The organism is Stenotrophomonas sp. YJH_SMC_82 (assembly GCF_059368875.1).
The window spans coordinates 1,615,697-1,641,477 of the sequence record NZ_JCAFSE010000001.1 but is presented as its reverse complement, the minus strand read 5'-3'; the positions used below and the strand labels follow the sequence as shown (position 1 = coordinate 1,641,477).

The 25,781-nt window shown below is 66.6% G+C and carries 20 protein-coding genes; 4 read left to right on the top strand and 16 right to left on the bottom strand.

Going from position 1 to position 25,781, the window contains the following annotated elements:
• Positions 1-126 precede the first annotated feature (126 nt).
• On the top strand, positions 127-1,110 hold the full coding sequence (locus tag AC5P53_RS07340; protein ID WP_241887368.1) for a hypothetical protein: 984 nt from the start codon (positions 127-129) through the stop codon (positions 1,108-1,110).
• Positions 1,111-1,123: 13 nt separating this feature from the next.
• On the opposite strand, the gene AC5P53_RS07335 is transcribed toward AC5P53_RS07340, so the two are convergent.
• The 4 genes from AC5P53_RS07335 to AC5P53_RS07320 form a co-directional block, all read right to left on the bottom strand.
• Positions 1,124-1,444, bottom strand: coding sequence for a hypothetical protein (locus AC5P53_RS07335; protein ID WP_041863592.1), 321 nt, complete (start codon positions 1,442-1,444; stop codon positions 1,124-1,126).
• Positions 1,445-1,562: 118 nt separating this feature from the next.
• On the bottom strand, positions 1,563-2,261 hold the full coding sequence (locus AC5P53_RS07330; RefSeq protein WP_232503914.1) for a hypothetical protein: 699 nt from the start codon (positions 2,259-2,261) through the stop codon (positions 1,563-1,565).
• Between the two features lie 169 nt (positions 2,262-2,430).
• Positions 2,431-4,893 carry a S9 family peptidase gene (locus AC5P53_RS07325; RefSeq protein WP_111207043.1) on the bottom strand — a complete coding sequence of 821 codons (2,463 nt, stop codon included), beginning with the start codon at positions 4,891-4,893 and terminating at the stop codon, positions 2,431-2,433.
• Positions 4,894-5,061: 168 nt separating this feature from the next.
• Positions 5,062-5,391, bottom strand: a complete 330-nt coding sequence (locus AC5P53_RS07320; protein WP_014647641.1) for a hypothetical protein — start codon at positions 5,389-5,391, stop codon at positions 5,062-5,064.
• A gap of 467 nt (positions 5,392-5,858) precedes the next feature.
• Between AC5P53_RS07320 and AC5P53_RS07315 the strand changes: the two genes are divergently transcribed.
• Together AC5P53_RS07315 and AC5P53_RS07310 are read left to right on the top strand one after the other, a co-directional pair.
• Positions 5,859-6,635 carry a HipA family kinase gene (locus AC5P53_RS07315; protein ID WP_241887366.1) on the top strand — a complete coding sequence of 259 codons (777 nt, stop codon included), beginning with the start codon at positions 5,859-5,861 and terminating at the stop codon, positions 6,633-6,635.
• Positions 6,613-7,005 carry a DUF3037 domain-containing protein gene (locus tag AC5P53_RS07310; RefSeq protein ID WP_014647643.1) on the top strand — a complete coding sequence of 131 codons (393 nt, stop codon included), beginning with the start codon at positions 6,613-6,615 and terminating at the stop codon, positions 7,003-7,005. The genes AC5P53_RS07315 and AC5P53_RS07310 overlap by 23 nt, the downstream gene beginning before the upstream one ends.
• 16 nt (positions 7,006-7,021) lie before the next feature.
• On the opposite strand, the gene AC5P53_RS07305 is transcribed toward AC5P53_RS07310, so the two are convergent.
• The 3 genes from AC5P53_RS07305 to AC5P53_RS07295 form a co-directional block, all read right to left on the bottom strand.
• Positions 7,022-8,398: a serine hydrolase domain-containing protein gene (locus AC5P53_RS07305; protein ID WP_227863943.1), complete on the bottom strand. Its 1,377-nt coding sequence runs from the start codon at positions 8,396-8,398 to the stop codon at positions 7,022-7,024.
• The gene (locus tag AC5P53_RS07300; protein ID WP_495227206.1) at positions 8,319-9,011 is read right to left on the bottom strand and encodes a DUF4952 domain-containing protein; all 693 of its coding nucleotides are present in this window, start codon (positions 9,009-9,011) and stop codon (positions 8,319-8,321) included. The genes AC5P53_RS07305 and AC5P53_RS07300 overlap by 80 nt, the downstream gene beginning before the upstream one ends.
• Positions 9,012-9,073: 62 nt before the next feature.
• Positions 9,074-9,979: a LysR family transcriptional regulator gene (locus AC5P53_RS07295; RefSeq protein ID WP_049408602.1), complete on the bottom strand. Its 906-nt coding sequence runs from the start codon at positions 9,977-9,979 to the stop codon at positions 9,074-9,076.
• Positions 9,980-10,098: 119 nt separating this feature from the next.
• Between AC5P53_RS07295 and AC5P53_RS07290 the strand changes: the two genes are divergently transcribed.
• Positions 10,099-11,088 carry a zinc-dependent alcohol dehydrogenase family protein gene (locus AC5P53_RS07290; protein ID WP_046431502.1) on the top strand — a complete coding sequence of 330 codons (990 nt, stop codon included), beginning with the start codon at positions 10,099-10,101 and terminating at the stop codon, positions 11,086-11,088.
• A 51-nt stretch (positions 11,089-11,139) separates the two neighbouring features.
• Here the strand turns inward: AC5P53_RS07290 and AC5P53_RS07285 are convergent, their stop codons facing one another.
• From AC5P53_RS07285 to ligA, 9 genes are all read right to left on the bottom strand, one after another.
• Positions 11,140-12,771 (bottom strand): peptidoglycan-binding domain-containing protein, encoded by a 1,632-nt coding sequence (locus AC5P53_RS07285; protein WP_495227204.1) that lies wholly within the window; start codon positions 12,769-12,771, stop codon positions 11,140-11,142.
• A gap of 47 nt (positions 12,772-12,818) precedes the next feature.
• Entirely contained in the window at positions 12,819-13,907 is a 1,089-nt protein-coding gene (locus AC5P53_RS07280; RefSeq protein ID WP_241887360.1) for a lysozyme inhibitor LprI family protein, read from the bottom strand.
• Positions 13,908-14,030: 123 nt separating this feature from the next.
• Positions 14,031-16,559, bottom strand: a complete 2,529-nt coding sequence (locus AC5P53_RS07275; RefSeq protein WP_241887358.1) for a membrane-bound PQQ-dependent dehydrogenase, glucose/quinate/shikimate family — start codon at positions 16,557-16,559, stop codon at positions 14,031-14,033.
• A gap of 131 nt (positions 16,560-16,690) precedes the next feature.
• Positions 16,691-19,417 (bottom strand): DNA gyrase subunit A, encoded by a 2,727-nt coding sequence (gene gyrA / locus AC5P53_RS07270; RefSeq protein ID WP_049442467.1) that lies wholly within the window; start codon positions 19,415-19,417, stop codon positions 16,691-16,693.
• 297 nt (positions 19,418-19,714) lie between these two features.
• Positions 19,715-20,779, bottom strand: a complete 1,065-nt coding sequence (gene mtnA, locus AC5P53_RS07265; RefSeq protein ID WP_014647652.1) for an S-methyl-5-thioribose-1-phosphate isomerase — start codon at positions 20,777-20,779, stop codon at positions 19,715-19,717.
• 47 nt (positions 20,780-20,826) lie between these two features.
• The gene (locus tag AC5P53_RS07260) at positions 20,827-21,558 is read right to left on the bottom strand and encodes a DUF3011 domain-containing protein (RefSeq protein ID WP_241887356.1); all 732 of its coding nucleotides are present in this window, start codon (positions 21,556-21,558) and stop codon (positions 20,827-20,829) included.
• A 138-nt stretch (positions 21,559-21,696) separates the two neighbouring features.
• Positions 21,697-22,653 carry an EF-P lysine aminoacylase EpmA gene (gene epmA, locus AC5P53_RS07255; RefSeq protein WP_014647654.1) on the bottom strand — a complete coding sequence of 319 codons (957 nt, stop codon included), beginning with the start codon at positions 22,651-22,653 and terminating at the stop codon, positions 21,697-21,699.
• Complete coding sequence (locus AC5P53_RS07250) at positions 22,650-23,135, bottom strand: GNAT family N-acetyltransferase (protein ID WP_010480482.1); 486 nt, start codon at positions 23,133-23,135, stop codon at positions 22,650-22,652. Before AC5P53_RS07250 ends, epmA begins: the two co-directional genes overlap by 4 nt.
• A 48-nt stretch (positions 23,136-23,183) precedes the next feature.
• Positions 23,184-25,655, bottom strand: a complete 2,472-nt coding sequence (gene ligA / locus AC5P53_RS07245; RefSeq protein WP_172412079.1) for an NAD-dependent DNA ligase LigA — start codon at positions 25,653-25,655, stop codon at positions 23,184-23,186.
• Positions 25,656-25,781 lie beyond the last annotated feature (126 nt).

The window sequence follows — 25,781 nt, the reverse complement described above, 5'->3', positions numbered from 1 at the left end:
GGTGGAGTGCATGCGAAGCGCGCAATCTACCACTCCGCCCCGGCCACCGCAGCGGGCACATGCAGGCCCTTCGGGGCTGTGCCAGACTCACTCAGGCACCTGCCATGGATGATGGAGCACCGCACGATGATGATCGTTCCCGCGTACTGGGCCGAAGCCCGCCTGCAGGCCCGTTTCCGTGGCCGGCCGATGGTCGTGCGCCGCTTCGGTTGGTCCGACGAGGGGCCTGCCCAAGCTCAGGCCCACGCCGACGCACGTGCCCATGAAGCCCTCAACGCCATCATCGCCGGGCAGGTGCTGCCGCGTCGCGAAGTGCGCAGCAACTACGGTGTGGAGGGCGTGCCGATCCGCGAGCAGATCGTGCAGCGCGATGGCGATGTCATCATCACCCGCAACAGCTATGGCGCGCTGTGCCTCAACAGCCCCGACGTGCTGTTCGCCGACATCGACCATGCGCAGCCACCGGCTGGATGCGTGATACCGGCCATCGTCGCTGCGCTCGTGCTGCTTGCCGGCGCCGTCATCGGCACCGTGCTCTGGCATTGGCTGGTGGGCCTGGTACTGGGCGTGGTGGCAGTGCTGCTGGTCAACGCGGCACTGCTGATGCGGCGGAAGCAGCGCCTGGCCGCTGCCGGCGGTGCTGAAGGGCTTGCGCTGAAGCGCGTGGACGCCTTCAGCGAGCAGCATCCCGATTGGCATCTGCGCGTCTACCGCACCCCGGCGGGGCTGCGCGTGCTGGCGATGCATGCCACGTTCTCACCCGAGGACGAGCAGCTCCAGGCATTCTTCAAGGCACTGGGCACCGACACCCTGTACGCGCGCATGTGCCGGCTGCAGCATTGCTTCCGTGCCCGACTGACACCGAAGCCGTGGCGCGTCGGCCTGCGTTATCGCATCAGGCCACCGGTGGCTGCGTGGTCAGCCGAACAGGCCAACAACCCGGACCGGTTGGCCTGGATTGCCGATTACGAAAAGAAGAGTGCCGGCTTCGCCGCCTGCGCCTACCTGCGCAGCTTCGGTGATACCACCCGGGTGCATGCCAAGGCCGAGCATGTGCGTGACCTGCATGACCGGCTGTCACGCGCCCAGGATCGCCTACCGCTGGCGTGAGAGTGGCAGGCGCTCAATCAGCGCCCTGCACGAACGGCTGCCCTGCCAAGGTAGTGCCCAGCTGCACCGCGATCTGCTGCCCGCCCTTCTCGAAGGTTGTCGCGCACTGCTTTCCGCCCTTCTGGCATCCGACTTCCGGAAAGCCCTCAAGTGACTCGGGGGCGCCCTGTGCCGGACTCGCCTGCCAGCCTGCCGCATCCAGCAGGCGCTTGGCCTTGGCATAGGGCATGCCGGCGACGATGCCCAATTGCGTCAGCTCAGCAGGAAACGACTGGGCATGGGCGGTTGAAACCAGGGCCAACGACAACGTTGCAGCAAGGAGAATGGCTTTCATCGCAGTGACCTGAAACGAGCTATCAGGTTCAGCCTAGATCATTTGCGTGGCGTGCGAATGTGCCGGTAACACGCCGTTACCGTGTCTCCACGGTTGATTTCAGGACATGCGCAATTGATCACATGGCGGATTCCCTGCCCCTGGCGCCACAGTCCAGCGACTCCATCGCGAGATCCCTGCGCAGCCGGTCATGCAACCAGCGCGTCTGGAAACGCCTGCGTGAGTCTTCCCCTTCCGGCAGCAGGGCAATCACCGCTTCGCTCAGTTCCGGGTGCCACTGCTCCTGCGCGTTGTCCAGGTCCTGCTGCTCGAAAACCACCGAGGGCAGGCGTTTCCAGGGCAGCATCATTACCTTCTGTGAGGTCGACACCAGCACCACATCCGGACGCCCCGGCCGGCTCACGACAACCGTCATCATCGGCACATCATCGGTCCAGAGCCCGGAGAAATGCCGGTCGACACGCGACTGCAGGCTCCGTCCGGACAGCGCCTTGCGCGCCCACGCGCGCTGCTGTGCGAACGAGCAGGCATCCGTGTCCAAGCTGTGCAGCCCCGGGTCCAGGGACAGTATTTCGGCGCGATCCAGCCGCGAAGCGATCCGCTGCACCGCGGCCGCCCTGGTCAGCGGGGCGGTCTGCAGCGCGGTGTCGAGCGCCGCCATGGCGCCAAACGGCAGCAGCTCCGGCAATCGCGCCTTGCCGTCGGGCCTCTCCACCACCTGCACGCGGGTGGTCAGGCCATAGGCATCGCGCCGGATCACCCAGTGCTCCGATACCGAGCCCCAGCCGTACCAGTCGTATCTCACATCGACGCTCATCTGTGGCTGTGCCGCCATCGCCGCAGACGATGCGCACACCGCTGTCAGTCCCAACAACCAAGTCTTCATGGAGCTGCCTTGCCTCTGGGGTTCCGACGAACGGCAGCCGAGCATGGGCTCGGCTCTACAGAATGCAGGAAGGCCGCTCTGAGGCGGCCTTCCTGTTCCTTCACTTGGCGTTCTTCACGTAGGTATCGAACCAGTTCAGCATTTCCGCCACCAACTGTTCGTTCGATTCCAGCGCGGTGTACCAGTGCGGCTCGTTCGGCAGCATCACCAGCCGGGTGGTGCCGCCGTTGCCGCGGATCGCCTGGTACAGCTTGCGCGACTGGAACGGCTCGGTGCCCGGGTTGGCGTCGTCCTCGCCGTGGACCAGCAGCAGCGGCAGCTTGATCTTGTCGGCATAGAAGAACGGCGAGGCCTTCAGGTACACGTCCTGCGCCTGCCACACCGAGCGACGCTCGTTCTGGAAGCCGAACGGGGTAAAGGTCTTGTTGTACGAACCGCTGGTCGCCACACCGGCCTTGAACAGCTTGGTGTGCGCGATCAGGTTGGCGGTCATCAGGCCGCCGTGGCTGTGGCCGGTCACGCCGATGCGGTTGCGGTCAACCACGCCCATGTCCACGGCCTTGTCCACCGCCGCCTTGGCGTCGGCTTCCAGCTGCTCCAGGTAGGTGTCGTAGGCGTTCTTCGGATCGCCCACGATCGGGAACGAGGCGTTGTCGATGATCGCGTAGCCGGCCAGCAGCATCAGGCGGTACGGCTGCAGGCGGGTGAAGGTCTGCTGCGAACCGGACACCTGCCCCGCCTGCGCGGCGTTGGCGAAGTCGGCCGGATAGGCGTACAGGATCGCCGGCACGCGCTGGCCTTCCTTGTAGCCCGGCGGCGTGTACAGGGTGAACGACAGGTCCACGCCGTCGGCGCGCTTGTAGGTCACCAGCTGCTTCTTGATCTGGCGCACTTCCGGTGTCGGGTCGACCAGCTTGGTCAGTGCGGTCGCGGTGGACGCGAACTGCGCCTCGCCGGCCTTCGCATCAGCCACCGCCTCACCCTGCTGGCGGACGAAGGCATTCGGCGGATCGATCACCGACTGATGCCAGGTCAGGTAGCGGCCCGGCGTGTTGCTGAAACCGAGGAACTGTTCGTAGGCGTCTGCACTGCTGCGGAACAGGCGCTCGCTCTTCAACGTGGCCAGGTCCAGGCGGTCGAGGAACGGACGGTCGCCCTGCGGCGAGGCACCGCGGCCGCTGAGGAACACATGGTTGCCCTCACGGCGCACCACCTGCGCGCCATTCGGCAGGCGGGTGAAGACCAGATTGCCAGGGTTGCCGTACAGCTCATCGCTGGACATGTCCCACAGCAGGCGGCCTTCCTTCTTCGGCTGGTCCACATCCACGATGCGGGTCTGCATCCAGTGACGATTCTCGTCGTTCTCGTACTGGAAGGCCACGGCCGGATCGGCGGTCCACGCGAAGCCTTCGAAGCGCTGCGCGGTGCGGGTGATTTCGGTCGGCTTGCCGTTGAACGGCGCCTTCAGCATCAGCACGCGATCGCGATGCGGCACGTTGACCTTCCAGTCGCCCTTGTCTAGCGCTTCGGCGTAGACCAGGGTAGCCGGATCGGTGGCGCGCCAGTCGAAACCGCGCGGGCCTTCCGGCACGCCGTGCACCGGCACGCGGTCGGCCAGCGGGAGGCTGGCGATCGGCGTGCTGCGGCCACTGCTGATATCCAGCACGGCCACGTCGTTGGCGAAACGCTGGTAGGTCACCGCGTGCGAATACGGTGCCTTGATCGATTCAGTCAGCACGTGCACGCCATCGGGCGCGGCGCTGACTTCGTTGAACAGTGCCGGCTGCCCGACCGGGCGCACGCTGCCTGCGGCGGTATCTACCACGGCCAACTGCGAGGCACCGTAGTAAGCGAACAGCTTTTCGTCGTGCACGCTGGTCAGCGTGTCGCGGGCCTCATAGGTGCTGCTCTCGCCACTGCTGCCCAGCGACTCCTGTGCATCCGGGCCGGTCGGTACGCCGCCGTTGGAAGGTGCCGGGCCCTGGTTGGCCGGTACCAGTTTCACCAGCAGATTCTGGCTGCCGCCCAGCCACTGCACGGTGTAGCCGAAGATCGGGTTCAGCTGCACGTTCGGCACCTGCTTCACCTGCCCGGTGGCCGCATCGCCCACCCACAGCTGCACGCTGGTATCGACCGCATTCTGGAAGGCGAAATGGCTGCCATCGGCCGACCACAGCGCGCCGGTGGCACAGCCCTGCGGCAGGTTGACCTTGGTCTCCTTGCCACTGCCGATGTCGACCAGGGTGAAGTCGGCCACGCAGGCCGGAATGCCGTAGCCACCCGGGGTGTCATGGCGGCTGCGGTTCTTCGGCTCCAGCCGCACGCCGGCCAGCTTCAGGTAGGGCTGGGCCACGCGGCTGATCGAGGGGTAGGTCTGCGCGGTGGTCAGCAGCAGGCGCTGGCCGCCCGGGGCCACGTTCGGCGCCGGCGGTGGCGGTGCCTTCAGCACCTTGAGCAGGTGTTCCGGCGGCTTGGCGTAGTCGGCCAAGGCCGGGCCAGCGGCCAACAGGCCGACGGTGGCAACGGCAACAGCCGCCGCCAGAGAGGTTCGACGGATCAGCATCCTTATCCCCTGGGTGTGAATGGGTACCCGGAATCGGGCATGGACCCGAATCTAGCACCGCAGGGGATGGGATGAATGGGCCGGAAGGGCTAGAGGCCGGATGGGGCAAAGTGGGACACGTCCGGAGAGGCCGGCGATGGACCGGCATCTGCCAGGCGTGGTCTGTCGTCACTGCTGGGCGTGCAGGTCCCAGGCGGTCAGGTAATCGGGGTCGACCACGATCATGCCACTGTTCCGCATGCGGTATTCGCCTGGCTCGGCCCGCTGGTACTGGTCGAGCATGGGCGGCAGGTAGCGCTCATGACCATCGTCTTCGTCGGCCAGCACCACGCCTTCGTCGGCGCTGATGCGCAGCACGGTGCCCGCGTACTGCTCCAGACCCTGCACTTGGCCGTCGCCACCATAGCGGGTGACACCCACCAGCACGACCTTGCCGATCATTTCCTCGGCCTTGGCATCGTCCAGTGGGGGCAGCATGGCATTGAATTCGTCGTTCATCGGTGCACCTCCAAAGCCTGTGGGGATAGCGTGGGTTCGGCGGTCCCACGCTGCCAGCGTCGACGGCAACGCAGGAATCTCTCTCGGGGCGCAAGTAGCTGGATCGCAGGCCCGACCGGGCAACGCGGGGGTGCGATGGGTGAAAGGTGTCTGGAACTTGGCTGGAACTGCGGCGGATGGCCATCTGCGCCGATGGCGGGACCGTGTCAGGTCAAGATCAACACCACGCGTTGCGTTGCATACACGGTGAAGCGTGACAGCTGCACTGTAGTGGCATGAGCGCCTCCTGTTGAAGGTCACACGCGGGTGCGTTGCTCCGTTGGAACGAATGCTGCCACTCCACGCGGAAGGAACAAGTGAAGATTGCAGGCGACCTGCAACAAGCGGTTCGCGCGGTACCCGTTCATTAAGCTGGCGCCCCGCTCTGCTGCGGCACGCCTGCCCTGGCAGGACGCTAGAATGCGTCCATGCGCACCGTACATGCCCTCCGCTACATCACCCCGTTACGGGAAGGCGGCTCCCTGCCCGCCGTGGTCGAGACCGACGACGACGGCATGGCCGTGCTGAAATTCCGTGGAGCCGGCCAAGGCCCGAAGGCGTTGATCGCCGAGCTGATCGCCGGCGAGATGGCACGCACGCTGGGCCTGCCGATTCCGGAAATCCTGTTCGTCGAGCTGGACCGCGAGTTCGCCCGCACCGAGCCCGACCCGGAAATCCAGGAGCTGATCCGCGCCAGCGAGGGCCTGAACCTGGGCCTGGACTATCTGCCCGGTGCAATCAATTACGACCCGGCCGCGATGCCTGTGGATGCCGAGCTGGCCTCGCGCATCGTCTGGTTCGATGCATTCACCAGCAACGTCGATCGCACCACCCGCAACCCCAACCTGATGGTATGGCATCGCAAGCTGTACCTGATCGACCACGGTGCGGCCATGTACTTCCACCACGACTGGGCCAGCGCCGGCGATGCCTGCGAGAAGCCGTTCGTGCTGATCCGCGACCACGTGCTGCTGTCGTTCGCCAGCCGCATTGCCGAGGTGGACGCAGAACTGGCTGCGTGCCTGACCGATGCCGAAATCGAGCGCATCGTTGGCCTGGTGCCGGACAGCTGGCTGGTGGACGAACCGGCGTTCGACAGCCGACAGGCCTATCGCCAGGGCTATATCGACTATCTCAAGCACCGCCTGAAAGTGCGTGCAGTGTTCGTGCAGGAGGCCATCCGTGCCCACGCTGCACACGTATGACTATGCGGTCATCCGCGTCGTGCCGCGGGTGGAACGCGAGGAATTCATCAACGTCGGGGTGATCGTCTCCTGCCCTGGCGCGCGCCATCTGGAGGCGGCCATCGAAATCGATCCTGAGCGCCTGCGTGCCTTCGCACCGGCGCTGGACCAGGACGCGCTGCAGCCATGGCTGGATGCAATCGTGGCCATCTGCCGTGGCGACGCCAGCGCCGGACCCATCGCAAAGCTGCCCGCGCGCGCCCGCTTTCATTTCCTCACCGCCAAGCGCAGCTCGGTTGTACAGATGTCGAGCACGCATGTCGGCCGCACTGCGGACCCGGCGGGTGTGGTGGAACACTTGATGACGAAGATGGTGCGGGTACCGGAATGAACGGCACCTGCCGCGTTCACAGTGGCAACCTTCGCGCGATGTAGTTGACCACATTGCCGATCGCATCCGGATCGACATTGGCCAGGCCAACGATCACGTAGCCCTGCGCCGGCAGCACCACGATGGCACTGTTCGATCCGGGCGCACCGCCTTCGTGGCCGTACTGATGCTCCCTGCCCTCGCCCTGAACCACGAAACCAAAGCCATACCAGCCCTTGTGGTTCTGCGCCGTGGTGGCCTGCTGCAGCAATGCAGGTGAAACCAGCTTCCCGCCTTGCAGTGCCTCGGCGAATTTCACCATATCGGCCACTGTGCTGTAGCCACCACCGGCCGACATGCCGCGCCAGGGCAGCGACTTCGTTTCACGGACCCATTGCCCATCGTGCTTCGTGTAAGCGACGGCACGCTTTGGAACGCTCGCTGTTTCCGGCTCGAAGCCGGTGCCGGTCATGCCCACCGGGTGCAGGATGTGCTCCTCCACATATGCGTAGTACGACTGCCCCGATACCGCCTCGATGATGCGTCCCAATACGATGAAGCCATAGTTGGAGTAGCTGTCCTGGCTGCCGGGCGTGAACTGCGGCGCATCCCTGGCGAACCGCTGCACGTAGTCATCCAGCGTCTTCAGGGACGCGGAATACTGTTCGAAACCATCGCCAAAGAAGTCCCCCAGGCCACTGGTGTGTGACAGCAACTCGCGCACGGTCACGCTGCTGGCGACAGCCTTGTTCGGATAGTCCGGCAAGTGCTTGCCGATCGTGTCATCGAGACTGAGCCTGCCATCCTGCACCAGCTGCAGGATGGCCACGGCGGTGAACATCTTGTTGGAGGACGCAAGGCGGAACTGCGTCTCCACGCCCACTGCAATTCCAGTGCTGCGATCGGCATCACCACCGCGCCAGTCCAGCAGCACCTTCCCATTCTGTGCCACCTGCAACGCGCCCGACAGCGCGTCCTGTGCCCGCAGCGCCTCCAGCTTTGCTGTGACGTCGGCCATCAGGGCAGGCAATGCAACCCGTGCCGGCTTGTGCTTGTCCGGCGTTTCAGTGCCCTCGATCTGGAACTGCATCAGGTGCGACGGATTGGCCGGGTCCATGACGGCGGTCACCCACATCGCGCGTTCGTTCATCTGGCCCATCACCAGCAGCTTCGCTTGGCCGGGTGCACTCTCGGTTGATTCGAGTACGCGCAAGGGGCCTGTGCTTTCGCGGAACTCGAGATAGTCCTTGGGACCGCTGCCTTGCTTCTTCGCGTATCTATCGGCGAATGCCTGCAACCCCTCGAGGCTGCCCGCATTGAAGGCCGCAAGCCAGTCACCGATGGCGTCCTGCGCATGCGGATGTGCACGCACGCTGGAGGCGGCGCCCACTGCCGGAACAGCCCAAAGCGTCATCAGCACCGAACAGGCCAGTACTTTGCAGAGCAGCAGGCATCCAACAGCCTTCATGGCAGTTCCTTTGCGGGTATCCCTGGGCGCATCCTAGATCATGGAACCGCCCGCTGCATCCATGCCAGGGACCCTGCCGCAGCACCTCAGCCGTGACGATGAACGCCTCGATGCGATGCCAATCGCCCCGCTCATGCGGCAGCGATTCCACGCCCATGCCGATCTGGTACCTCACCGCATCCGGGCCGTCGCGCCAGTAGTACGGCGCGCCATTGCTCCAGCCGCAACAGGCGTAGCGCAATGCAGGCATGCCAAAGGTCTCGCGCAGATAGGCTTCCACCTTCACTGCCTGGGTACCTGGAACGCGGTAGTGGGCCTGCATGGGTTTCATGCAGGACGCGTCGTCCTGGCTGCAGCCGCTGTATTCCAGGCCCGCAGGCTTCCGGCCCATCGCCTGCAGGAAATCCTGGCATTCGATATCCGGTCGCGCCAGGCCATCCGCATGCCCCTGCGCTTCCCATGCGGCCAGCGCCTGCGCAGGCGTCTGCTGCGCAATCACGTTGGCGGCGAACAGCAATGCCGCCAGCCCCAGCAGCAAGCGCGCGCTACGCAGCGGCAACCGGCCAATCGTCTCAGGGCGATCCTTCGCAGGTAGTCACAGGAATGCCAACCGATGCCGTGCTATCGCCGTGCCATCGTCTGCTCGCTGAAGCGTGCCACGCAGAAGTCCAGGAAACTGCGCAGCTTGGGCGTCAGCTGGCGGTCGCGCGGGTACACCAGGTTGATCCACGTCGACACCGGCACGTAGTCCGGCAGCACTTCCACCAGTTCACCACGCGCCAGCGCGGCGGCAAGCATTTCATGGGGCTGCAGGATCAACCCCAGCCCTCCGACTGCCGCGGTCAGCAGCGGCTCGGCCTGGTTGACCATGAAGCGGCTGGACACCGGCACGCTCAGCACGCTGCCGTCAGCATCGCGGAAACTCCAGCGCGTGCGGATGATCGAATGGGCGAAGCCCAGGCACTCGTGCCGACTCAGATCGGCCGGATGGACAATGGCTGGGCGCGATGCGAGGTACGCCGGCGATGCACACAGCACCAGCGGATACGGCCCCAGCCGTCGCGCCACCAGCCCACTGTCGGCCAGATCACCGGTGCGGAACACCAGATCAAAGCCGTCCTCGACGATGTCCACCAGGCTGTTGGACAGGTTCAGATCAACCTGCACGTCCGGGTACTGCTGCAGGTAGGCCACCACCGCCGGCCCCAGTGCATGCACGCCGAAGGTGACCGGTGCGCTGACGCGCAGGCGCCCCATCGGCCGCCCGCGCGCCACTTCGGCCAGCTGCTCGGCGCCTTCCACCTCCTCCAGGATCACCCGCGCACGCGCCAGATAGGCCTGGCCGAAGTCGGTCAGGCTCTGCTTGCGCGTGGTGCGGTTGAGCAGGCGCACGCCCAGGTGTTGTTCCAGCGACTGCACGTGTTTGCCGACCAGCTGCGGCGACAGGTCCAGCGCGTCGGCGGCAGCGGCGAAGGAGCCGACCTCGGCCACTTTGACGAAGGTCCGCAGGGGAGCGATCAGGTCCATTGCAAACAATTGGTTTTCAATGAAACGCCAGATTACCCCTTATTCTGGAGGCAGGCCACGCGCACAGTAGCCTCCACCTTTCCGCCGGCCCCAGCGCCGGCCTTGCCCAGGAGCCCCCCATGAGCCAGGTTGTCCGCATCCACGAATATGGCAGCGCCGATGTGCTGCGCATCGACGACATCGATGTTCCCGCCCCCGCCGCCGACGAGGTCCAGATCCGGGTCAAGGCCATCGGCCTGAACCGTGCCGAGGTGATGTTCCGCAACGGCGCCTATCTGCAGGAGGCGCAGTTCCCCAGCCGGCTGGGCTATGAAGCGGCCGGCATGGTCGAGGCGGTCGGCAGTGCGGTGAGCGGATTCACTGCTGGCGATGCGGTGAGCGTGGTGCCGCCGCTGGACATCGCCCGCTGGGGCACCTACGGCGAGCTGGCCAACGTGCCGGCACGACTGGTGGTCAAGCACCCGCAGGCGCTGGGCTTCGAAACGGCGGCTGCGGTGTGGATGCAGTACGTCACCGCCTGGGGCGCACTGTTGGAGCAGGCGCAGCTGGCCGCCGGGGATTCCGTCATCATCACCGCTGCCAGCAGCAGCGTCGGCCTGGCCGCGATCCAGATCGCCAATGCAGTGGGTGCCACGCCGATTGCGGTGACCCGTGGCCCGGGCAAGCGCCAGGCCTTGCTCGATGCCGGTGCCGCCCATGTCATCGCCACCCAGGAACAGGACCTGGCAGCCGAAGTGGCGCGCATCACCGGCGGTGCCGGCGCCCGCGTGGTGTTCGACCCGATCGGTGGCCCGCAGTTCGTGCCGCTGACCGAGGCAATGGCCCGTGGCGGCATCCTGCTGGAATACGGCGCGCTGAGCAGCGAACCCACCCCGTTCCCGTTGTTCAACGTGCTGGGCAAGTCGCTGACGCTGAAGGGCTACCTGTACTCGGAAATCGTCTCCGACGATGCCGCGCTGGCACGTGCCAAAGCGTTCATCGTCGACGGCCTGGACAAGGGCACGCTGGCGCCGAAGATCGCGAAGGTGTTCCCCTTCGCACAGATCCAGGACGCCCACCGCTACCTGGAATCGAACGAACAGATCGGCAAAGTGGTGGTGACGCTGTAAACACCCTGCCGGCAGCGACGGACCCACTGCGGGCACGTCGCTGCCGCAGGCTCAGGCCATTGAAGGCCCGCGGTTCTCATGCTGGCGGCTTTCGAGGGTGAGCTGGTGCTCGCGCTGCCGGTTGTCACCGGCCAGATCATTCACCGTTTCCTCCATCGAGCGCGCCGGCTGTGCCGTATCCACACTGGCGCGCTCACCGGGAATCAACCCGGCAACCCACAGGCGGTCTCCGGCCATCATCACCCGGTCGACGCGCGCGGCATCATCGATGCCGTTGCGCTTGGACTCCAGCACTGCCTGCATGACGTGCTCGTCGCCGATGGTGCCAGGTACCCCCTGGCGGATGCGCTCGAACAGCGCGGCGTCCCTGGGCGACAGCGATTCCATGCCATTGGGCTGCGGTGCGGGCTCCGGCGCGGCCGGACCAGCGACCGGTGCATTCGCCGCTGCCTGCTGCCGCGCCTGCACCTGCTCCGGCTGGAACTCCGCCCGCGTATAGGGCGGACGCTGCGGCGGCCAGTTCTCCGCGCGGTCGAACTCGGTGGTCGGCGCATGCTCGCGAGCGACGGCGGCATCGTTCAACTGCCGGCGCGCATCCGTGTCGATGACGCCGCCGGGGCGCAGCGGCAGGCCATAGTCCTGCTGGAAGTTGCGCATGGCCGCCTGCATGCCGGCATCAAACGTGCGCGCATCGCGCTCGGCACGTGGGTTCGGTTCGGTCAGGTACCCTAACGCCTCCAGCTGCCGGCGCATTTCGAACACCGGCTCGCCCTTCTCACCGGGGCCCAGGTTGCCGTCGGCCAGCGGCCCGGTCAGGTCGGTCACCGTCCGGCGCTTGAAGTCCGGATCGACCGCCAGCGTGTCGCTGCGCATGCGTTCCAGCAGCGCAGCGTCGATGCGGCCATTGGCCGGGCTGATACCCCGCTCGGTCTGGAAGCGGCGCACGGCCTGCTCGGTGGAGGCGCCGAAATCACCGTCGGGCTTGATCGCGGCATTGGCGTTGTTGCGGATGTCCAAGCGCTGCAGGTACTGCTGCGCTTCCAGCACGTGCTGGTTGGCGTCACCCCGGTGCAGGTCCATCGCCCCGGTGGGCGCCTGGGGGGTCGTCACCGGCATCTGGAAGCCTGGTTGCTGCACACGCTGGACCAGGCCGGCAACCTGGGATTCCCACTCAGTGGCCCGTGCGGCGATGGCGTCTGGATAGGGACTGCCGTTGTTCAGCTCACCGCCATTGACCGAGGCCCGCGCCTGCCGGTAGTCGGCATGGTTGGCGTTGACGTTGTCGGACAGCCGCGCACCGAACAGGCCGTCGCGCATCCCCACCACCAGCACCTTGGTGGCGATGTCTGCCTGGGCAGCCCGTTCCGGATGCTCGACCAGCTCGCGGCCGATCCCCAGCGCCTCGCCCAGCCGCTCGTAGTTGTTGACGTGGGTGAGGTGGGCAAAGCCCCGGCCGAAATACTCCTCGCCGCCGAAGTAGCGCAGATCCACCGCCTGCTTCCTGCCCCAGTCTTCCTCCGGCGCGGCGAAATCACGCGATTCGTGCTGCGCCGTGGCCAGCACATAGGCAATCTGCCGATGGTCGGTAATGCCGTTGTCGATGCAGGTACGCACGATCATCTCGACCGACTGGTCCCGGGTCAGGCCGAAGCCCGACCCACCTTTTCCATAGCCTTCGCTCATCCTTCAGCTCTCCAGTTCCGGAACGCATCCATTCGTCGGGGGAAGACCTACTTCAGCAGGTCCGGTTCGGTCGGGACCTCGCCCCTGCAGGTGTCATAGCGGCGCTGCAGCAACGTGCGCGTGCCGGTTCCGCGCAGCTGGATGACCTTGTCCTCGCGCTCGCACGGGCTGACCTTCGCGCGAAGCACGAACCGCCCATTGTCGATATGGTCGATGTCGCGCCCACCGATGGCCGCTTCCAACGCCTTGGCACGCACATAGCGGTTGCGCTTGGCATCGAACAGGTAGAACGCATGCACCGGAACGTTGTAGACACCGCTGTTGTCCTGCCACACCTGCAGGTCCGGCACGCCATCACCATTGAAATCCGAAACGGTCAGCAGCACGGCGGTCGCACCCTGGGCACCGGTGCCGGCGCGGGTCAGGCGCGGCTGCACGCCCGTGACCACCACGTTGCGCCCACCACGGGTCACGCCCATGCTTCGCACCTGGCAGGTCGTCACGTTGTCGGTGCCGCTGCAATCGGTCACCTGGAAGACCACCTGCAGTGCCGGTGTGAGCCTGCCCTCGCCGGGCCGCAGGACGATCCTGCCCTGCTTGTCGGGCGCGGCATCGGCGGCATGCACAGCGGCCTGCGCCGGCGCCGGGGCCGCCTTGGCTTCCGCCACCAGCGCCGCCGCACCGCCGCCCTGCAACTGGCGGGCACGCAGCAGGGTCATGTGCGTGCGGCACTGCTGTGAATCCAGCTGGGCAACGGCCGTGCTGCCTTCCGGGCACCGGTTGTCGCGCTGGCGCAGCCATTGCCGCTGCAGATCGCGCAGCACCTGCTGATCACTGGCGGTCAGTGCGGAGCGCGCCGCGCTGTAGGCGGCATTGAGTGCATCGTCGTGCACCTTGAGTTCAGCGTCGGCACAACGGCGACGGGCGTCCAGCGCGGTGCCTGCGGCCGCCATGCAAGGCGCATGAGCGGGGCTCAGAGAGCGCGCATCGCCTGCGATCAGTTCGGCACCGCTGGGCACCTTGCGTGCCGCGGGCTGGGGCGACGCCTGCGCGCTTGCCCACAGGCAAGGGCCAAGCAGAAGCAGTCCTGCCAGCAGCCGGGTGGCACGCCCCGGCAGGCGTTCGGAGTTCAGCATGCGTTTCCTTCCCTGGGGGCGTTGGCCGGCCCCGTCCTGTTCCGATGATGGATGCTGCCCGGTCGCCAGCGCAACTTCAGCGACAGCGGTCACAGCCCGTAGGCCGCACTCAGGCCGGCAGCGCTATTTCGGCAGTGCGTAGGCCATCACGTAATCGCCGTTCGGGGTTTCCATGAAATGGTGGCCGCCAGCCATGATCACCACGTACTGGCGCCCGCCCTGCGCGTACACCATCGGATTGGCCTGGCCACCCGCGGGCAGCTTGGCATGCCACAGCTCCTTGCCGGTCTTCAGGTCGATGGCGCGCAGCAGGTCATCAGTGGCGGCGGCGATGAAGATCAGGCCGCTGGCGGTGACTACCGAACCGCCATTGTTCGGCGTGCCGATCTCGATGGGCAGGCCCGAACGGATGCCGAATGGTCCGTTGCCGCGCGCACTGCCGAACGGACGGTCCCACAGCAGCTTGCCGGTGCGCAGGTCGATGGCCCGGATGCCGCCATAGGGTGGCTGCTTGCACAGCAGACCAGTGAAAGGCAGGCGCCAACCGGCGTTCACCTGGATGGCGTAGGGCGTGCCCACCTGTGGGTCGCCCGCGCCTTCGGCGCCGCCCTTGTCGAACCGGACCTTCTCGCGTGGCAGCCAGCCCAGCCTGTCGGCCTCGGCGCGTGGCACCAGCCGGTTGTAGTTGGGCATGTCGTTGTAGTTGGCCACGATCACGCCGCGGCGTGTATCGATGGACACACTTCCCCAATCCGAACCGCCGTTGTAGCCGGGATATTCGATGGAATGGCGATCACTGCTCGGCGGGGTGTAGAAGCCTTCGTAGTACGCCTTGCGGAACTGGATGCGGCAGATCAGCTGGTCGACCGGGGTGATGCCCCACATGTCGCGCTCGGTCAGGTCATGCTGCCGGCGCAGCGTGTGATACAGCGAGAACAGCTGCCTGGGTGAGCGTTGTTCCGGTTCGACACCGCCGACCGGCACCCTGCGCTCTTCGGCGGCGGTCAGCAGCTGGCCGTTGCGGCGGTCAAGGATGTAGAGATCACCCTGCTTGGTCGGCAGCAGGAGCGCCGGCACCTTGCCAGCCGCCGTCGGGTAATCGATCAGGCTGGCCTGCGAACCCAGGTCGTAGTCCCACACATCCTTGCGCACCGCCTGGAAATGCCAGGCCGGCTTGCCCGTGGCCACATTGATCGCCACCAGCGACGTCGCGTAGCGGTTCTGGTTTTCCGTGCGTGAGCCACTCCAGTAATCGCCAGCGGAATTGCCCAGCGGCAGATAGACCAGCCCCAGCGCCTCATCACCGGTCGCGGTGGTCCACATGTTCGGCGTGCCGCGCGTGTAGGTCTGCTCATGCGGCGGCAAGCCGCTGCGTTCGGGCTGGTCCATGTCCCACGCCCAGCGCAGCTTGCCGGTGATCGCATCGTAGGCCTGGATCACGCCCGACGGCGCGTCGCGGCGCTGACCATCCAGCACCTGGTGGCCGGTGACGATCACCCCGCGCACGATGGCCGGTGGCGAGGTGATCGACACATAGCCCGGTGGCACCTCGCCCATGCCCAGAGTGATGTCGACCTGGCCGTTGTTGCCGAAATTCGCACAGGGGCGGCCACTGTCGGCATCCACCGCGATGATGCGCCCGTCCAGCGTGCCCTCGATGATGCGCGCCCAGCATGCCGGACGACTGCCCGGTGCAGCGCTGCGGGTGGCACTGGGCGGCGGTTCCGGCAACGCCAGATCAGCAGCGGCATCGGCCAATGCGGCATCGGCGAGGATCGGCGTGGCCGGTTGCTCGTAATAACTCACGCCACGGCAGGCGGCGGTGTATGGAATCGAAGCGTCCTTTACCTTCGGATCGAACCGCCACACTTCCTTGCCGCTGGCCGCATCCAGTGCGATCAGGCGGTTGCGGGCGGTGCACAGGTACAGACGGTCGCCGATCTTCAGTGGCGTGGTTTCCGCACCCCAGCGCTTCTTCGGCATATCGCCGGTGCGGAACTGCCAGGCCAGCTGCAGCGTGGCCACGTTGGCCGGGGTGATCTGCTGCAGCGGCGAATAGCGGGTGGCGGCATTGCTGCGCCCCCACGCCGGCCAGTCCCCTTCGGCAGGCTGGTCGGCCGGCTGCAGGCCGGTGGTGTCGCGGGTCGGTTCCAGCCCGACGCTGGCCGCGCCTTCCGGGAACGGCTGGTGCCCGTCCACTTCGCCGTGCGGCGCGAACGCCAATCCGAAGGCAGCGACGAACACCAGCATCAGCACGCCGGCCACGCTGCGCGACAGGCGCCTGGAAACCGGTTGGTGGAGGGTGGGCGCCAGCAGCGCCAGCACGATGCCAAGCGCGGTCACCAGGCCGAGCCGCGGTACCCAGCGCCAGTAGTCGCTGCCCGACTCCCACCAGGTCCACAACAGCGTACCGGCGAACACCAGCGCATACAGCAGCGCGCCGCTGCGGCGATTGCCGAACAACAGGAGGCCACTGGCCAGCAGGCCGGCCCCGGCGATGGCGTAGTACGCCGAGCCGCCCAGGCTGAGCAACCACGCGCCGAGCCCGCCGATGACCAGGCCGAGCAGGACCAGCAGCAGCGACAGCACGGTAACGAGAGGATGCCGGGAGGCGCGGACGGGAGCAGGAGCGGACGGCGGCGTGGCGGACATCGTCGATCTCCGGGGGCAGCATGCGCCGTTATCCCACCGCCGACGTGAAGCGCGCGCGTATGTGCGGCATCCGGATACGACGACGCCGGCACAGGGCCGGCGTCGTCGCGTAGCTCAACCTTGCGGCAGGATCACTCCTGCGCGGCGTCCTCGCTGCTGGAAGCCGCCGGGGCGCCATCGGTCGTGGTCGCGGCCGGGGCCGGGCCAGGCACTGCCACCTCATCCTCGTCCTCGTCGATCGAGGCATCCATGCGCTCCACCGCCTGCAGCTTCTCGTCCTTGGACAGGCGGATCAGGGTCACGCCCTGGGTGTTGCGGCCGACGCGGCTGATTTCCGAGCCACGCGTACGCACCAGGGTGCCACCATCGGAGATCAGCAGGACTTCGTCGCTGGAGCCCATCAGCACTGCGGCGACCAGCTTGCCGTTGCGCTCGGTGGTCTGGATGCCGATCACGCCCTGCGTACCACGGCCCTTGCGCGGGTAGTCCGGCAGCGGGGTGCGCTTGCCGTAGCCGTTCTCGGTGGCGGTAAGGATGTACTGAACGCTGGCGTCGTCGGCGCCGTCGATCACCGCGTCGCCATTGGCAGCGGCTTCCTCGACACCGCTGTCGTCCTCGTTCTCGTCCTCGCTGCCACCGGCACTTTCGGCCACGATCAGGCTGACCACTTCCTCGCCGGCCGGCATCTTGATGCCGCGCACGCCGGTGGCAGTACGGCCCATCGAGCGGACCTTGTCCTCACCGAAGCGCACGGTCTTGCCGTTGGAGGCGAACAGCAGGATGTCACGCTGGCCGTCGGTCAAGCCGACGCCGACCAGCGCATCGCCCTCGTCCAGGTTGATCGCGATCTTGCCGCGGGCCAGGCGGAAGGCGAACTCGCTCAGCGGGGTCTTCTTGACCGTACCGTTCTTCGTGGCGAAGAACACGAACTGGCCATCGGCGTACTCGCGCACCGGCAGCACGGCCTGCACGCGTTCGCCCGGCTCCAGCGGGATCCAGTTGATGATCGGACGGCCGCGGGCGTTGGAACCGGCTTCGGGCAGCTGGTAGACCGGCAGCCAGAACACCTTGCCCGAGCTGGTGAAGGTCAGCAGCGTGTCGTGCGTGTTGACCAGCCACAGCTGTTCGATGAAATCCTCTTCCTTGGTCGCCGCCGCGCTGCGGCCACGGCCACCACGGCGCTGTGCGCGGTATACGCTCACCGGCTGCCGCTTCACGTAACCGGCATGCGACACGGTAACCACCACGTCTTCCGGCGCGATCAGGTCGAGGATGTCCAGGTCCTCTTCGCTGTGGCGGATTTCGGTGCGACGTTCGTCGCCGAATTCGGCCTTGACGTTGACCAGCTCCTCGCGGATCACCTGCAGCAGGCGGTCGGGATCTTCCAGGATGTGGATCAGCCCGGCGATCACTTCCAGCAGCTGCTTGTACTCGTCGGTCAGGCGGTCCTGCTCCAGCCCGGTCAGGCGGTGCAGCCGCATTTCCAGGATCTGGGTGGCCTGGATCTCGGTCAGCTGGTAGCCGCCCTCGATCAGGCCCACGCCCTTGGGCAGGTCTTCCGGACGGGAGGCCTCGGCACCGGCCGCACCCAGCATCGCACCGACCAGGCCCGGCTCCCACACGCGGGCCAGCATGCGCTCGCGGGCTTCGTTCGGGTTCGGCGAGGTCTTGATCAGTTCGATCATCTCGTCGATGTTGGCCAACGCAACGGTCAGGCCTTCCAGCACGTGGGCACGGGCGCGCGCCTTGCGCAGCTCGAACACGGTGCGGCGGGTGACCACTTCGCGACGGTGGCGGACGAACGCCTCCAGCATCTGCTTGAGGTTCATCAACTGCGGGCGGCCATCGACCAGCGCCACCATGTTGATGCCGAACACCGATTCCATCTGCGTCTGCTGGTACAGGTTGTTCAGCACAACCTCGGCAGATTCACCGCGCTTGATCTCGATGTAGATGCGCATGCCGTCCTTGTCGGACTCATCGCGCAGCTCGCTGATGCCTTCGATCTTCTTTTCCTTGACCAGCTCGGCGATCTTCTCGATCAGACGCGCCTTGTTCACCTGGTAAGGAATTTCAGTGACGATGATCGATTCGCGGCCGTTGTCGGCCACTTCGATATCGGCCTTGGCACGGATGCGCACGCGGCCACGGCCGGTGCGGTAGCCGGCGACGATGCCGGCAGTGCCGTTGATGATGCCGGCAGTCGGGAAATCCGGGCCCGGGATGTATTCCATCAGGCCGTCGACATCGATGTCCGGGTTGTCGATCAGCGCGATGCAGGCGTTGATCGATTCGCTCAGGTTGTGCGGCGGAATGTTGGTCGCCATGCCCACCGCGATGCCAGCCGAACCATTGACCAGCAGGTTCGGGAACCGGGTCGGCATGACCGTCGGCTCCAGTTCCTTCTCATCGTAGTTGGGCTGGAAATCGACGGTTTCCTTGTCGATGTCCGCCATCAGCTCATGCGCCAGGCGCGACATGCGCGCCTCGGTGTATCGCATTGCTGCAGCGGAGTCGCCGTCGATCGAACCGAAGTTACCCTGGCCGTCGACCAGCATGTAGCGCAGCGAGAACGGCTGTGCCAAGCGCACCAGCGTGTCGTACACCGACTGATCGCCATGCGGGTGGTACTTACCGATGACGTCACCGACGATACGCGCCGACTTGAAGTAGGGCTTGTTGCTGTGCGCGTTGAGTTCGTTCATCGCGTACAGCACGCGGCGATGCACCGGCTTGAGGCCGTCGCGCGCATCCGGCAGCGCGCGGCCCACGATCACGCTCATGGCGTAATCGAGGTAGCTCTTGCGCATCTCGTCTTCCAGGTTGACCTGGATGATTTCCTTGGCGGTTTCTGCCATTCGGGTTCCGTTGTCTGGTAGCGGTCCAGTCCGGCGCAGCCCTCTGCGGGAGGGGGTCGCGCCGGAACCTCGATTCAACCTGTGGATACTACCACAACAGGCCGTTTTCCGCCTCCCTTTACGGGGATTTTACCGGCACAAATCAGGAACTTAGGGCCCCATACCGCCCCTGTAGAGCCGAGCCCATGCTCGGCTGCGCGAAATCAGTAGATCCACGCCGTGCGTGGATGAGGCCTGCCTGGGGTCAGAGCCCTTTCCTGCGAAAAGGGATCCGACCCCGGGACCTTCCTGCCCGCCTCAGCCGCCGAAGGCGGTGCGCATGTTCCCGGCGGTCGGGTTCAGGATGACCCCGCGCTCGGTCACGATGGCGTCGATCAGCTCGCCCGGGGTGACGTCGAACACCGGGTTCCAGGCAGCAATGCCCTCGGCGACGGTACGGGTACCCCCCACGCCGTACAGCTCGCCCGGGTCGCGCTGCTCGATCTCGATCTGGCTGCCGTCCACGGTCTCCATGTCCACGGTCGAGGACGGTGCGACCACCATGAACTTGACGCCGTGGTGGCGGGCGGCGATGGCCAGCTGGTAGGTGCCGATCTTGTTGGCGGTATCGCCATTGGCGCAGATGCGGTCCGCGCCCACGATCACCCATTGCACGGCGCCGGTCTTCATCAGGTGCGAGGCAGCCGAATCGGCGATCAGGGTGGCATCGATGCCGTCCTGCTGCAGTTCCCACACGGTCAGGCGTGCCCCCTGCAGCCACGGCCGGGTTTCGCCGGCGAACACGCGGGCGATGCGGTGCTGGGCCATGCCGGCGCGGATCACGCCCAGCGCGGTACCGAACCCCGCAGTGGCCAGCGAGCCGGTATTGCAGTGGGTCAGCACGCCGCTGCCAGCCTCGATCAGGCCCGCGCCCAGTGCACCCATGTGGCGGTTGGCGGCCAGGTCTTCCTCGGCGATGGCCTGCGCTTCCGATTCCAGCAACGCCTTCCAGTCGGCGCCGGCGGCGTTCAGGCAACGGCGCATGCGCGCCAGCGCCCAGGCCAGGTTGACCGCAGTCGGGCGCGATGCATTGAGGCGCTGCAGGGCCGGTTCCAGCTGCTGCAGGGCGTGCGCACCATCGGCGGCCTGCACCTCGCGTGCAGCCAGCACGACACCCCAGGCAGCGGCAATGCCGATCGCCGGCGCGCCACGCACGGTCAATGCGTGGATCGCGCTGGCAACCTCGTCGCTGTCATGGCAGACCACGTGCTCGACCACGAACGGCAGCTTGCGCTGGTCCAGCAGTTGCAGGGCATCGCCGGTCCACAGGATCGGGCGGATGTGGTCGTAACGGGCGTAGTCGATGTCAGAGGCAGTGTTCATGGGCCCATTGTAGGGCCACGCCCCGCAGGGTTGGAGCCTGCCCGGGCTCAATTCACCGAGAATTCGGCGCGGCAGCCGCCGTTCACCCAGATCCCGTTGCGGCTCCAGCCCCAGGTACTGCCTTCCTCGCAGGGCGTGCTGGACAGCTGCTCGGAGACCACGGCGCCAACCGAGATGCTGGCACCGCAGAAGCGCCGCTTCTTCGACTTCGATTCGCAGGTCAGGCGGCGCGGCATGTCGACGAAGCGGCCATCGTCATCGGCCACTTCGAAGTCACCCTGGCAGCCACGGCTGGTCCAGACTTCATTGCGCTTGTAGCCCCAGCCCTGCCCTTCGCGGCACGGCAACACCGACAACTGGCGCAGCAGGCGCACCGGCGCGCCATCGAGTCGTACCGGGCAACTCTGCGGACGGCCATTGGACTCGCAGCGCACCACACGGCGCACCAGGCGCTTGCCCGAGCTGTCAGCCGGCGGCGCCGCGCCCGCTGCGCGCCGGGCGCGGAACTCGGCACGGCAGCCCAGGGTGACCCACACACCACTGCGGTCAGTGCCCCACTCGCTGCCGCGGATGCAGCTGTTGCTGGACAGCTGGCGCACCAGGTCGACGCCGTTGGCAACCTCGATATCGCAGTGCACCCAACCCATGTCGCGTGATTCGCAGGTCACCACTTCATCGTCGTAGCCCACCTGCTGGGCCGACGCCGGCGACGGCAGCCAGGCACCCCAGAGCGCAATGGAGTACACCGGTGCAGCGACAACCGCGAACCACTTGACCAAAGCCTTCCCCAGCAGGAATGGATGAACTGGATGCCAGTGTCCGGCATTGGCCGTGATAAGAGCATCATCGTGCTTACCGACGCAAGCGCACCGAACCCGCGTTTCGTTCAGCCTGCGATGTTCAGCAACACGCGGGGATCACGCGTGGGCGAAGTCGTAGGCCAGCACATCGGCGATGCGTGGCGTGCGGTTCATCGCCATCAACAGGCGATCGACACCCACCGCCACGCCGGCACAGGCAGGCATCGACGGCAACGCCGACAGCAGTGCCTCGTCCACGGCCGGCTGCACCTGTCCACGTTCGTGGCGGCGCTGCTGGTCACGCTGGAACCGGGCGCGCTGCTCGTGGGCGTCGTTCAGTTCGTGATAGCCGTTGGCCAGCTCCACTGCACCCAGGTACAGCTCGAAACGCTCGGCCAGCGGCGGCGTGCCCGGACGGATGCGGGCCAGCGCGGCCTGGCTGGCCGGCCAGTCATGCACCACGGTCATCACCGCGTCATCGAACTGCGGCTGGATGTGGTGGGTCATCAACAGGTCCAGCCAGTCATCACGGGTCAACCCGACCGGGTCGATGTGCACGTCGCCAAGTGCAACACGCAGCGCGGCTTCATCGGCCTCGAACGGATCCAGGCCCACGTGCTGCTGGAACAGCTCGCGGTAACTCAACACACGCAGCGTTGCACGGCGTCCGACCAGGGCCAGCGCCTGGCCGACCAACTCGGCGGTTTCCTCCATCAACCGGTGGTGGTCCCAGCCGACCCGATACCACTCCAGCATGGTGAATTCCGGGTTGTGGCGGCCACCGGCCTCGCCGTTGCGGAACACCCGGCCCAGTTCGTAGCAGTCGCCCACACCGGCCGCCAGCAGGCGCTTGAGCGGATATTCCGGCGAAGTGCGCAGCCAGCGACGACGGCCACCGGCATCGACATGGCCGGTGAAATCGGTATGGAAGCTGTCGATGTTCGGCTCGGTGTTGCCTGCCACCGACAGGATCGGCGTTTCCACCTCCAGCACATCGCGCTCGGCGAAGAAGCGGCGCACCAGCGCGTTGAGCGTGGCGCGCTGCTGCAGCGCGCGCAGCAGGGCCTCGCTCACAGGATGCCCTCCGGGCGCGGATGGTCGAGCGGCAGGGTCAGCAGATCGCGGGTGTCGTCGATGTAACCGCTGGCCAGGTACAGGCGGCGGGCCAGTTCGTTGTGGTGGTTCACCTCCAGGCGCAGGCGGCTGACACCACGCCCGCGAGCGCGCTGTTCACAGATGGCCAGCGCCTGCTTGCCGCGACCACGACCGCGCGCGCGATGACTCAGGTACAGCTCGTCCAGCAGCATGAAGTGGCCGCCCTGCTCCAGGCTGAAGCCCATCGCGATCACCGCGTAGCCGACCACCTCGCCGGCCTCGTCCAGCCACAGCAGCACTTCGCCATTGCGCGGATCGGCCAGCAGCGCGTCCACGCCGCGACGCACGCGCGCGTCATCGAAGTCGATCCTGTCTTCGGCGTAGAACTCGCGCATCAACGCGATCAACAGTTCTTCGTCGGCACGGGTGGCCAGGCGGAAATCCAGCGGGGCGGTCTGCATCGGTGTTCCTTCGTCTTTCATGCCGGGCGCCGGGCACCCGGCGGGTCATCATTCGTGTTCGGCGAGGTAGGCCAGCAGGCGGTCTTCGTCCCACACCGGCACGCCCAGCGATTGCGCCTTGTCCAGCTTGGAGCCGGCCTCGGTGCCGGCGACCACGAAGCTGGTCTTCTTCGACACGCTGCCGGAAACCTTGGCACCCAGCGCTTCCAGGCGTTCCTTGGCGGCATCGCGGGTGAGCTGGGCCAGGGTGCCGGTCAGCACCACGGTCTGCCCATCCAGCGGGCCGGCCACGATCTCGGCCAGCGCCGGCGCCTTGGCCAGGATCTGCTGCATCGCCTTCTCGGCTGCCAGCAGCATCGCGCCATGGCCATCGGCATCGAGCCAGTCGGCCAGACCGCGCGCAGTGTCGTCCGGCAGGCCGGCGTTGACGAACTGGCCATGCTCGGCATCCAGCACCGCCTGGGCACCCGGCAAGGCAGCCACCAGCTTCTCCGCACGCAGGCGGGTGATGCCGGGGATTTCCGATTCGACCAGCAGTTGCGCCAGATCCAGGCCTTCGCGCAGCTTGGCACTGGGCGCGTGCACATCACTGATGCGCACCTGCCCGACCTGCAGCAGGTCGTCGATGGCCTGCTGGTTGCCCTGCTGCTCGAAGAAATGGCCGAGAGAACGCGCCACTTCGCCACCGATGTCCGGCACGCGCTTGAACAACGGCCATGGCAGGTGGCGGATCAGTTCCAGGTCACCGAACCACTGCGCCAGCGCCTTGGCCGTGCTCTCGCCGACGTGCTCGATGCCAAGCGCGAACAGCAGGCGCTCCAGCGTGGCTGCGCGACTGGCGTCGATTGCCGCGATCAGGTTGTCGGCCCATTTGGTGGCGATCTTCTTCGTGTTCCATTCGAAGCTGGCCGGCTGTGCCAGCGCCTGCGCGCGCCACGCCGGATCGTTGCCATCCAGCTTGAGCACCGCATTGAGCACCGCGCCGCTGCCTTCTGCCGGCAGGTGCAGCTTCAGCGCGGCGGCCAGTGCGGAAGGGTCCTCGGCATCCAGCACCAGCTTCAGGTGCAACAGCTGGTCGCGGTTGAGCCGGTACAGATCGGCCACGCTCCTGACGATGCCGGCGTCGACCAGGGTTTCGATGTACTTGTCGCCGAGGCCGTCGATATCCATCGCACGGCGCGAAGCGAAATGGGCAATGGCCTCCTTGCGCTGCGCCGGGCAGGACAGTTCGCCCGAACAGCGCCACGCAGCTGCACCTTCCTCGCGCACGATTTCCGAGCCGCACACCGGGCAGCGCGTCGGCATCTGCCAGGGCGAGGTGCCCTGTGGACGGCGGTCGAGGATGACGCTGACCACTTCCGGAATCACGTCGCCAGCACGTCGCACGATCACGCTGTCACCGACACGCACATCGAGACGCGCGATCTGATCGGCATTGTGCAACGTGGCATTGGACACGATCACGCCGGCCACAGCCACCGGTGCCAGCCGCGCGACCGGCGTGGCGGCACCGGTGCGGCCGATCTGGATCTCGATCGCCTCCACCGTGGTGCTCTGTTCCTGTGCCGGGAACTTGTGCGCGATGGCCCAGCGTGGCGCACGCGAGACAAAACCCATGGCCTGCTGGCCGGCGCGGTCATCCAGCTTGTAGACCACACCATCGATGTCGAACGGCAGGCCATCGCGACGCTCGCCGATGTCACGGTAGTAGCCGAGCAGGCCGTCGGCGCCTTGCACCACCTTGCACAACCCGCTGACCGGGAAGCCCCAGGCGCCGAGCTGGGCCAGTGTGCCCGAATGGGTGTCCGGCAGCTCGCCGCCCTGCACTTCACCGGTGCCGTAGGCGAAGAAACTCAGCCGGCGCTGCGCACTGATCTTCGGATCGAGCTGGCGCAGTGAACCCGCTGCCGCGTTGCGCGGGTTGGCCAGCACCTTGCCGCCCTGCTGGCGCGCACGTTCGTTGTAGGCCTCGAAATCGGCGCGGGCCATGTACACCTCGCCACGCACCTCCAGCACATCCGGCCAGTCCTTGCCGTGCAGGCGCTTGGGAACATCGCCGATTTCACGCAGGTTGGCGGTCACGTCCTCGCCGGTACTGCCATCACCGCGGGTTGCGCCGAGTACGAAATGACCGTCCTCGTAGCGCAGGCTGATCGCCAGGCCATCCATCTTCGGTTCGGCCGAGAACTGCAGGCTGCGGCGGCCCAGGCGCTCATCGATGCGGCGCACGAAGTCGGCCACTTCCTCATCGCTGAAGGCATTGGACAGCGACAGCATCGGCACCGCATGGCGCACTTCGGGGAAGCGGCCGGACGGGCGTGCACCGACCTGTTGGGTCGGGCTGTCGGCACGGGCCAGTTCCGGGTGCTCGCGCTCCAACGCTTCCAGCTCGCGCACCATCCGGTCGTAGTCGACGTCGGGGATCTCCGGCGCGTCCAGCTCGTGGTAGGCGCGGTTGGCCTGGGCGATCTGCCGGCGGAGATCTTCGGCGCGTTCGGCGGGGCTGGGGCTCATCGGGATCCGGTGGTTCTGGGATGGCCGGGGATTCTACCGCGCCCGGCCGTCAGGCCCTGTAACGCCCCGCCCTTGCAGCGTCGAGCGTGCTCGACGGGCACTCCCCGCTCCGGTAGGTGCCAACCTTGGTTG